Annotated in this window: 5 protein-coding genes; 3 read left to right on the top strand and 2 right to left on the bottom strand. The window is 68.6% G+C overall.

The features are described 5' to 3' along the window. On the bottom strand, nt 1-1,364 hold a 1,364-nt coding region (locus ACFWPJ_RS19900), incomplete at its 3' end, for a PTS transporter subunit EIIC (RefSeq protein ID WP_378853384.1). 228 nt (nt 1,365-1,592) lie between these two features. Here ACFWPJ_RS19900 and ACFWPJ_RS19895 point away from each other — a divergent pair. From ACFWPJ_RS19895 to ACFWPJ_RS19885, 3 genes are all read left to right on the top strand, one after another. Continuing rightward, a complete protein-coding gene (locus tag ACFWPJ_RS19895; RefSeq protein ID WP_378853383.1) occupies nt 1,593-1,823 on the top strand; it encodes a glucose PTS transporter subunit EIIB in 231 nt (76 codons plus the stop codon). Nucleotides 1,824-1,899: 76 nt separating this feature from the next. Continuing rightward, nucleotides 1,900-2,355 carry a PTS glucose transporter subunit IIA gene (locus tag ACFWPJ_RS19890; protein ID WP_378853381.1) on the top strand — a complete coding sequence of 152 codons (456 nt, stop codon included), beginning with the start codon at nt 1,900-1,902 and terminating at the stop codon, nt 2,353-2,355. Nucleotides 2,356-2,558: 203 nt separating this feature from the next. After that, nucleotides 2,559-3,617 (top strand): class I SAM-dependent methyltransferase, encoded by a 1,059-nt coding sequence (locus ACFWPJ_RS19885; RefSeq protein WP_378853379.1) that lies wholly within the window; start codon nt 2,559-2,561, stop codon nt 3,615-3,617. Here ACFWPJ_RS19885 and ACFWPJ_RS19880 read toward each other — a convergent pair. Beyond that, on the bottom strand, nt 3,599-6,892 hold the full coding sequence (locus ACFWPJ_RS19880; RefSeq protein WP_378853377.1) for a DEAD/DEAH box helicase: 3,294 nt from the start codon (nt 6,890-6,892) through the stop codon (nt 3,599-3,601). The two genes, ACFWPJ_RS19885 and ACFWPJ_RS19880, sit on opposite strands and share 19 nt — an antisense overlap. Nucleotides 6,893-7,171: the final 279 nt, after the last annotated feature.

The raw sequence follows: 7,171 nt of genomic DNA, 5'->3' as shown, positions 1-7,171 counted from the left end.
CAGGGGTGACGCCGTGCGCGCGGGCGAGGGGGGGGGGGGGGCGGGGGGGTGAGGGGGGGGCGGCGGGGGAGTGGCCGTCTCAGCGGGGTGGGGGGGGTGGGCGGGGGGCGGGGGCCCCCCGCCGGGGCGGGGCGCCCCCCCCCGGCCTCGGCATCGGTCTCGGCTTCGCGCCCCGGCGTCCGCAGGTTCCACTTCTTGATCACGAAACTGAAGAGCACGTAGTAGATCACCGCGTACCCGAGCCCGATCGGGATCAGCAGCCACGCGTCGGTCGCCTTGCCGAAGTTCAGCAGATAGTCGATCGCGCCCGCCGAGAACGTGAACCCGTCATGGATGCCCAGCGCGTTGACCAGCGCCATCGACGTGCCCGTCAGAATCGCGTGCACCACATACAGCGGCCACGCCACGAACATGAACGAGAACTCCAGCGGCTCGGTGATACCGGTGACGAACGCGGTCAGACCGGTGGAGAGCATGATGCCGCCGACCAGCTTCTTTTGCGACGGCCGCGCATTGCGCCAGATCGCCAGCGCGGCGGCGGGCAGCGCGAACATCATGATCGGGAAGAAGCCGGTCATGAAGGTGCCCGCGGTCGGGTCGCCGGCGAAGAACCGGTTGAGGTCACCGCGCACGAGCTGGCCGGAGGCGTCGGTGTAGTCGCCGACGAGGAACCACACGGTCGAGTTCAGGATGTGGTGCAGGCCCATCGGGATGAGCAGGCGGTTGGCCGCGCCGTAGATGCCGCCACCGAGGACGGTGTTGTCGGCGACCGTCTCACCCACCCAGGTGAGCCCGGAGTTGAACGCCGGATAGATGAACGACATGCCGACGCCGACGACCAGACCGGTGACCGCGGTCAGGATCGGCACCAGCCGCCTGCCGTTGAAGAAGCCCAGGAAATCGGGCAGTTTCGTCCGGTAGAACCGCTGCCACAGGATCGCCGACAGCAGACCCATCACGATGCCGCCGAGGACGCCGTAGTTGATCAGCGCCTGCGCGCCCTTCGGATCGGTCTTGCCCGCCAGCACGGTCGGCGACATCGCCTTGAACACGCCGTCGATGACCATGTAGCCGACCACCGCGGCCAGCGCCGTCGACCCGTCGGCCTTCTTGGCCCAGCCGATCGCGATGCCGACGGCGAAGATCAGCGGCAGCCAGGTGAACACGGCCTGCCCGGCCGCCGAGATGACCGCCGCCGTGCTCTCCAGTGCGGAGAACCGGCCGAGTAGATCGTCCTGGCCGATGCGCAGCAGGATGCCCGCCGCGGGGAGCACCGCGATCGGCAGCATGAGGCTGCGACCCAGGCGCTGCAATCCCGCGAACACCTTCGATTCTTGCTTGGGGCTGTCGGTAGCGGCAGTCATGTCGACCTTCTTCGTGCCGGGTTTGCCGGCGGTCTCGGCGAGCCGGACGGACTTACGAGCCTGTCCGGGTTAACTGTTGTGAACCGGTCGCCCTGACGGGTACTGTCCGGTCATAACCAGTTGTAAGTTTGACCAGGTGGCTACCGGATGTCAACCGCGAAATATGACGTGGCGCACATTCGAGGCTCTCATACTGGAACCGGCAACCACCGCGGAAAAGGAGAACACATGTCCACAGCGGAAGCGATCGTCAAGGGTCTGGGCGGCGCCGACAACATCGTCGAGATCGAAGGCTGCATCACCCGGTTGCGCACCGAGGTGAAGGACGCCAGCTTGGTCGACGAGGCCGCGCTCAAGGCCGCGGGCGCGCACGGCGTCGTCAAGATGGGCAACGCCGTGCAGGTCATCGTCGGCCCCTCGGCGGACTCCCTCGCCGAGGACATCGAGGACATGCTGTGAGGGAGCGTCAGCGAGCGAACCATGGACACAGCGCGCGGACGCGCGCGACGGAGCCGAGCGCCAGCGAGGTGCAGTCGTGAGCGTGGCTGTCCTCGCGCCGCTGGCAGGCAAGGTCGTCGCCCTCGCCGACGTCCCCGACCCGGTCTTCGCCGGTCAGATCGTCGGCGCGGGCGTGGCGATCGACCCCGACCGCACCCGCGGCACCCTCACGGTCACCGCACCTATCGCGGGCAAGATCCTGAAACTGCACCCCCACGCCTTCGTCATCCTGGGCGGCGGTGTCGGTGTCCTCGTCCACCTGGGCATCGACACGGTCAAGCTCAAGGGCGAAGGCTTCGGACTCCTGGCCGCCGAAGGCGCCGAAGTCGTCGCGGGCGCCCCGATCGTCACCTTCGACCCCACCGAAATCGCCGCCACCGGCAACTCCCCGATCTGCCCCATCGTCGTGATGGACTCCCCGAAGGACTCGATCACCAGCGACGCCATCGGCACCGACGTGGATCCCGGCACCCTGCTGTTCGATTCGCCGTAGGAGATCAGCTGACGCACTAGCAGCGTCAGCTGGTTTCGCAACCGATCCCGTCGTTGTTGTCATCGAGCCCGTATTCGCCGGGGCCCGCAACGGACCCGCAACGGATAGGCCGGTGACCGAATCGTTGACCGGTTCCGGATGAACCCTTCGACTCGTCGTTGCGTAGTTCGTGGCAACGGATCGGCACCACGAAAGGACCGGCAGTGAGCGCAGTGGAGCAGACCAGCGAGCAGTTCGCCGACCGGTTGTTCGGTGCGGCGCGCGGCACCATCGACCTCCTGGCGGTGCATCTCGGCGATCGACTCGGCTGGTATCGGGCATTGGCCGATGGCGGCCCCGCCGACGCGGTCGAGCTGACCGAGCGGGCAGGCGGCGATCTCCGGTACGCCCAGGAGTGGCTGGAGCAGCAGGCCGCGACCGGCATGCTGTCCGTCGGCGACGACGGCCGGTTCGCACTCCCCGCCGGCGCCGCGGAGGTACTGACCGACTCGAACAGCCTCAATTACCTTGCGCCACTGGCCCGAATGCTCGCCGGTGCCGCCGTCCAACTGCCCGCACTGGTGCGCGCCTACCGTGACGGCGGCGGCGTCGGCTGGTCCGAATACGGCGCCGAACTGCGCGAATCACAGTCCGACATGAACCGCCCCTGGTTCGAACGCCGCCTGGCCACCGACCTCGCCCGCGTCGAGGACGTACACGCGATCCTGTCCCGCCCCGGCGCCCGCGTCGCCGATGTCGGTTCCGGCGGCGGCTGGTCGTCGATCGCACTCGCCCGCGCCTACCCGGCTCTGACGGTCGACGGCTACGACATCGACCAGCCCTCGGTCGAGATGGACCGCGACAACGCCCGCGACCTCGGCGACCGAGTCAGCTTCCAGCACGCCGACGCGGCGACGGACCTCCCCGAATCCACCTACGACGCGGTCTTCGCCTTCGAATGCCTGCACGACATGCCGCATCCGGTCGAAGTACTGACCTCGGTGCGCAAGTCCCTGCGTCCTGGCGGCGCGGCGATCGTGATGGACGAAGCCGTCGCGCCGGAATTCACCGCACCGGCCAGCGACATCGACCGCCTCATGTACGGCTTCAGCCTGCTGATCTGCCTGCCCGACGGCATGGCACACCCCGGTTCGACGGGCACCGGCACGGTCATGCGCACCGCGAAGCTGGCCGACTACGCCGCCAAGGCAGGCTTCGCCGCCGTCGACGTCGTCCCGATCGAGGAGTTCGGATTCTGGCGCTTCTACCGGCTGACGGCCTGACCCACCGACTCATCCTGCACGGTCCACACCGCGGCGAGATCCTCGAAATACCGCTGGCTGCTCCACAATCGGTAGTTGCCGATCACATAGACCCGCCGCCGCGCCCGCGACACCGCCGCGTTGAGTACATTCGGATTCGTCGCCGCCCAGCGTCGTGACCCACCCGCCGCTGGGGAGGTACCGAGGATCAGCACCACCACCTCGGCCGAATTCCCGTGCATCGCATGAACAGTCCCCACATGGTGGGTGGCGAACTCCGCCCCGAGAACTTCGCGCGCGACCGCCCGCGCACCCCGCGCGACATCGCGGAACGGACTGACGACCCGAATGTCTTCCGGAACAACGCCGTCCGCGGTCAGCTGGGTGAGCAGCCCGGCAAGCGCCTCACCCTCACCGGGAATCCAATTACCTTCGGCCCGCACCGATCTGACATCGATCCACCGATTCTGCCCGGGAAACTCCGGCCGTTCCGGCGTACCGAAGACCAGCAGGTCATCGTCATAGGCGATGCGATGCGTCAACTCGAAAATCGGCAGGTCACTACGCCGATGCACCCGCAGCGGCGCCCCGACCCACACCGGCTCGGCCTGATCGGCCGGCGTCAACCACGTCCCGAACCGCGCACCACGATCGGCGGCCCGGCGCGCCGAAGCCAGGTCCGGCATCCACTCCGCATCAAGCCCGTACTGCCGCACCAGCGCCTCCTGCGCCGACGTCGGCAGCGTCCCCACCGGCCCCAGCTGACGATGATCGCCCACGATCACCGCCCGCCGAGCCCGCCAGAGCCCACCCGCCACCGACTGCGGCGCGGCCTGCCCCGCATCGTCGACGAACAGCCAGCCCAGCGCCTCCCGCCCGAGCCCGGCGAACAACCGCGGCGCGGCGGTGAACGTCGTCGCGACCAGCGGCACCGCGAGGAACAGCGTCTGCCACGCGGCCACCACGGTCTCCGGCTTCGGCTCCTCGGCCAGCTCGCCCCGGATCAGCGCGATGGCGACGATCAGGTTGTCGCGCACCCGCGCCCCGGCATTGAGCAGGAACGCCCGATGCAACCGCAACGCGGACAGGAACAGCTCACGCCGGGCGCCTGCGTACTGCTCGTCAGCCCACGGATTACACAGCTGGAACTGCTCGTCGTCACCGGCGGCATCGCCGAAAGGGATAGTGTCCGACCAGTTCTCGCGCGCCCGTTCGATGATCTCCAGCGCGGCCTCGCGCCGGGTCGTCAGCTCGAGATGATCACGAATGAGCCTTCGCCCGTGCTCGGCCGCCGCCGCCCATTCCCCACGTGTGTACTCGACCTCGGTCTGCCGCCGCCGCATCTCCGATTCGGCGATATGCCGCTCGCGCAGCAGCTCATTACTCCTGGCACTCCACCGCCGTCCGGCCCGGAACCCGGTCGACAGCGACGCCAGAAACCCCGGCTTCTGTCCACCGTGCTCGCTCAGCAGCTTGCCGACCCGATGCTGGGTCGCCTGCGCGCCCCGCAGATGCTCGGTAGCCAGCTGATGCCGTTCCCGCCAATGCGCGTGTGCGGTATCGGCATTCGCGATCTCCGCCGCCATCGAGTGCAGACGCTCGTTCATGGTCGGCAGATCAGCGACCGCGTCGGCGACATCCTGACGCTCCTGCGCGAGCCTGCGCACCTCCGCTCGACGACCGGCGAAGTCCCGCACCGCAGTCGACCAGTCTGGCAGCGAATCCGAATCTGCCTCAGCGTGTTTGAGAATGTCGAGCATGCCTCCCGCGGTCGAACCGGACATGCGCTCACCGGCGAACCGCTCGCCGAACCAGAACCGCTCGCCGAAGGTCCGGCGCTCGTCGCCCATCGCCGCTGCGACCAAGCCCCAAGCAGGCTCGTCACCGACGAGATCGGCCAGTTCGGTGAAGTGGTTCACCTCGCAATCGACCGCCTCGCGACGCTGGATCTCGGTGACGACGTCGGCCGCGGCTTCCTCGCTACCCGTCGTCAGCACCACCTCATATCCAGTGACGTTGTGCGCCAGCCGATGCGCGCCCACCGTGTAGTTCTTCGCGACCTGCACCTGCTCGGTGATCCCGGTGAACACCTCCAAGGGATCGTCGAATGTCGCCAGCTGCGCGGCGCGTTCGACGATGATCCCCGCCAGCAGATCACGCAGCATCGTCGTCGTGCCCGTACCGGGCGCACCGTGCACCGCGAAAATCCCTGAGCCGTCCCGTAATCCGGCCATCGCCCGATCGACCGCGAACTGCTGACCCGACACCAGCGGGTCGCCCGGCCACCGTCCATCCGGAACCAGGTGGGGGAGTAGTCCTTCGACGACCACATCCTGGCGCTGCCGGACATTGATCCGCTCGTCGACCGGCAATGTCTCGGTGGCCGCGAGGTAATCCTGCAGCGCCGCACCGATATCGCCGCGTCCCACGGCCACTGCCAGCGCGGCGAGATCCTCGCCGAGACCACTGTTCAACCGATCCTCGGTGGCGATGCTGTCCGCGTCGCGCGCCGCGACCTGGACACACGCGACGCGAATCCCACCCGCGCGCAGCTCCGACCGAATCCCGAGCGCCGCACACAGTTCGCCGGTGAAAGCATGCAGATCACGACCGGTGAGGCTGGGCGCTTCGGGCTGTTCCTCCGTGTCCTGAGGCAGGAGCCGTTCGGCGAACGCCAGCGCGGACATCCCGGCGAGCCCGGGGGAGATGACCCCGTCCGCCCCCGCCGCGACGAGCGAAGCCCCGACACCACGGCCCGCCACATCGAATGCCCGCCAGCGTGGTGACGCGTGCACGATGTCGGCAGCCGCGGCCTCTCGCGTCAAAGTATCGAAGGCGGCGGTGAAAGCCGCCGAATCATGGTCGAACCCCTCGGCCCAGCCACTGTCCGCCGGACCGGGCGAGCGCAGTCGATTCACCGCCCAGGCCAGCCCCGACAATGTCGCCGAACCCGCGACCACCACCCCGTCGTCGGTCACCGTCACCGCGAAAGCGGCTGTCGTACCGGCCCGCCGCGCGTCGGCTTCGAGCTGATCCTCGCCGAACGCCCGAACCAGCGCCTCGCGTGCACGCCCCACCCGGAACAAGCCGCCGTACACCACGAACTGCCACACCCGCCCCGGCTGCAACGCGGGCAGTGCGGCCAGGTCCTCCCACGGCGCGAGATCATCCGCCGTCGGCTCGATGACAATCCCGTCGTCGGGTAACGCGCCGACGTCGGGAACACGATGCGGACCGAACAACTCCACGGTCTGCCAGAAACGTACGAGCCGCGCGGCGTGCTCGGATCCGCCCACGATGCACCTCAATCCGTCGGCCATCAGTGCTGACAACGCCGATCACGGTACGCGATCGCGATCCCGCCAGTGCGGCAGCCCGATGGTCCCGCCTACCACGGCGAGACCATCGGCGCAGGTCCTACAGCCGCGGCAGGCAGCCGGCCGCCCGCATCCGCGCCGCCAGCGACGACGACACCAGCGCGCTCGACCCACTGCCACCGCCCAGCGCGACGAGGACGTCACCACCCAGCCCGGCGCCGAACGAACACCCGAGCACGTTCACATCGATATAGACTG

Origin of the sequence: Nocardia sp. NPDC058497, assembly GCF_042720195.1 — a bacterium.
GTDB lineage: Bacteria > Actinomycetota > Actinomycetes > Mycobacteriales > Mycobacteriaceae > Nocardia.
This window is presented reverse-complemented; position numbering and strand designations above follow the sequence as displayed.